The sequence below is a fragment of the Sphingomonas sp. CCH9-F2 genome, assembly GCF_001556735.1.
Lineage (GTDB): Bacteria > Pseudomonadota > Alphaproteobacteria > Sphingomonadales > Sphingomonadaceae > Sphingomonas > Sphingomonas ginsenosidimutans.
The window spans coordinates 1-2,715 of record NZ_LSJO01000163.1 but is presented as its reverse complement, the minus strand read 5'-3'; the positions used below and the strand labels follow the sequence as shown (position 1 = coordinate 2,715).

At 72.3% G+C, this 2,715-nt stretch carries 4 protein-coding genes and 1 pseudogene; all 5 read right to left on the bottom strand.

The genetic code is table 11. The features are described 5' to 3' along the window. Window positions 1-458, bottom strand: a pseudogene (locus AX685_RS04680) (metalloendopeptidase); the annotation flags it as partial. Further along, window positions 458-883 carry a 23S rRNA (pseudouridine(1915)-N(3))-methyltransferase RlmH gene (locus tag AX685_RS04675; RefSeq protein ID WP_066485890.1) on the bottom strand — a complete coding sequence of 142 codons (426 nt, stop codon included), beginning with the start codon at window positions 881-883 and terminating at the stop codon, window positions 458-460. The pseudogene AX685_RS04680 and the gene AX685_RS04675, both read right to left, overlap by 1 nt. 39 nt (window positions 884-922) lie before the next feature. Beyond that, on the bottom strand, window positions 923-1,318 hold the full coding sequence (gene rsfS, locus AX685_RS04670) for a ribosome silencing factor (protein WP_066485887.1): 396 nt from the start codon (window positions 1,316-1,318) through the stop codon (window positions 923-925). A gap of 9 nt (window positions 1,319-1,327) precedes the next feature. Then, window positions 1,328-1,948 carry a nicotinate-nucleotide adenylyltransferase gene (locus tag AX685_RS04665; RefSeq protein ID WP_082740528.1) on the bottom strand — a complete coding sequence of 207 codons (621 nt, stop codon included), beginning with the start codon at window positions 1,946-1,948 and terminating at the stop codon, window positions 1,328-1,330. A gap of 22 nt (window positions 1,949-1,970) precedes the next feature. Beyond that, the coding region (locus AX685_RS04660; RefSeq protein ID WP_082740527.1) for a glutamate-5-semialdehyde dehydrogenase at window positions 1,971-2,715 on the bottom strand (745 nt) is incomplete at its 5' end.

Genomic DNA, 2,715 nt, shown 5'->3' with positions numbered 1-2,715 from the left:
GTGCGCGCCTCGACCGCGGGCAGCGTGCTCGACAGCACCGCCTGCACATGCACCAGATCGTCGATGCTGCCCGGCTGGGTCAGTGTCGCCACCGCCGGGCGCCGCGCCAGCGACGTCAGCGTCGCGAGAAGCTGCGCCACGGGCCCCTGCTGCTCCGCCAGCGCCGCGCGCCGCGCCGTCAACAGCGTGTCGATCAACCCGCGTCGCACCCGCCCCGCGGTCACCTCCGCCTCCGCAGCGTCGACGCGCGCGGCCACCGCCTGCGTCTGGAGCCGCGCGCGTTCCGCCGGATCGGCGGTGCGGTCGGCGCGCGCGTCCAGTACCGCGGCACGCCGCTGCGCCGCCGCCACCGCCGCCTTCGCGCCGCGCAGGTCGGCGGCGGAATAAGCGGTTGCCGCGCCCGCCGCCACGATCGCCAGCATCGCCGCCGCCGGCACGATCACCCGTCGCGCGCGCATCACCCCTCGCGATGGTACGGATGGTTGGCCAGGATGCTGGTCGCGCGGAACAATTGTTCCGCCAGCATCGCGCGCGCCAGCAGGTGCGGCCAGGTGGCGCGCCCGAACGACAGCAGCAGGTCTGCCTCGCCGCGCTCCGCATCGGAAAAGCCGTCCGCCGCGCCGATCAGGAAGCGCGCCTCGCGCACGCCGTCGTCGCGCCAGCGGCCGATCCGCTCGGCCAGCGCCATCGACGCCAGCACCTCGCCCTTTTCGTCCAGCAGGATGCGGCGGCCCTGCGCGGGCGGGCGGTCCGGCTCGCGCCCGCCGCGATCGGGCAATTCGCTGACGCGCGTCGGCCAGGCGATCCGCTTCAGATAGCGGTCGACCAGTTCGGCCTCGGGCGATCGCCCGATCCGTCCGCGCGCGACGATATGCAGCAACATGGCGACGCCCTCAGCGCGCCGCCGTGCGGTCTGTCATGGTCAGGCGGTGCCGGTCGCCGCGGGCGCATCTCCGAACGACCACATCCGCTCCAGATTGTAGAAGCTGCGCACCTCGGGGCGGAACAGGTGGACGATCACGTCGCCCGCGTCGATCAGCACCCAGTCGGCATTGGGCAGCCCCTCGATCCGCGCCGAGCGGCCGGTCTCGCCCTTGATGCGTTCGGCCAGCTTGGACGCCATCGACGCGACCTGCCGCGTCGACCGGCCGCTGGCGATCACCATATGGTCCGCGATCGACGACTTGCCGGCCAGCGGGATCGAGATGGTGTCGACCGCCTGATCGTCGTCCAGCGACTGCAGGACCAGCTGGTGCAGCGCCTCGACTCCATCGCCGGTGTCGGCAGCGGGTCGTTCGGCGGGTTCGGTGGCGGGCAAGATGGCTCCTCAGATTGCCGTTGTGGCGGGGGACATGGGTTCGACGTGACGCAAATGCCAGTCGGGATCGACGTCGCGAAGCTGAGTCGCGGATGTCGGGTCGGGGCGGAAACGCAGCAGCACCAGTGCTGGTACACTCCACTCGGGCCAATTCCTCGCCTGGCGTGCGGGCCGCCGAAAGCGCCGCAGCCATCCCATCGCGGGGGCCGCGAGGGCATCGCCATCATACCCCGGACGCGCGACGACCGCAATCGGCATCGTTCGCGCGATGTCGCGCCACCGCTGCCACCGGTCGAACTGCGCCAGATTGTCCGCCCCCATCACCCATACGAAGCGGTGCTGCGGGTAGCGCCGCACGATCGCGCGCAGCGTGTCGGCGGTATAGCGGGTGCCCAGCCGCGCCTCGATATCGGTGGCGCGGATCGGGGCGCGGCGTGCCATCGCGCGCGCCGACGCCAGCCGCGCGGCGAACGGCGCCATGCCGCGCGCGGGCTTCAGCGGATTGCCCGGCGACACCATCCACCACAGCTCGTTCAGCGCCAGCGCGCGGATCGTCGCCAGCGCGATATGACGATGCCCGCGATGCGCTGGGTTGAACGATCCGCCCATCAGCCCGATACGGCGCGTCACCGCGCGCCCGCCGCAATTGCCATCAAGGCCGGACCTGCCCGGTCCCGCGGCCCAGCCACTTGTACGTCGTCAACCCCTCCAGCGCGACCGGCCCGCGCGCGTGGAGCCGCCCGGTGGCGATGCCGATTTCCGCCCCCAGCCCGAATTCGCCGCCGTCGGCGAACTGGGTGGAGGCGTTCCACAGCACGATCGCCGAATCGACCTCCGCCAGGAACCGCTCCGCGACGTCCGCGTCGGCGGCGACGATCGCGTCGGTATGCCCCGATGCGTGCCGCGCGATATGCGCCAGCGCGCCCTCGACGCCGTCGACCAGCGCGACCGAGCAGATCGCGTCGAGATATTCGGTGTCCCAGTCCGCCTCACTCGCCGGCTCCACCAGATCGCCGAACGCCGCCTCGGCCGGATCGCCGCGCACCACGCACCCGGCATCCTTCAGCGCAGCGACCAGCGCGGCGGGATCGGGATAGCCGCGATCGATCAGCAGCGTCTCCATCGCGCCGCATACGCCGGTGCGCCGCATCTTGGCGTTGACCACGACGTCGCGCGCCATCGCCGCATCGGCGGAGGCATGCACGAACACATGGTTGATCCCGTCCAGATGCGCCAGCACCGGCACCCGTGCCTGCGCCTGGACGCGCGCGACCAGGCTCTTGCCGCCGCGCGGGATGATGAGGTCGATCGCCCCCTCCGCCGCCAGCATCGCGCCCACCGCGGCGCGATCGGTCGTCGTCACCAGTTGCACCGCATCGGCGGGCAGCCCGGCAGCG

Excerpts from the sequence above, each read along its gene's own strand:
- AX685_RS04675 (WP_066485890.1), bottom strand. The coding sequence starts at position 883 with ATGTTGCTGCATATCGTCGCGCGCGGACGGATCGGGCGATCGCCCGAG.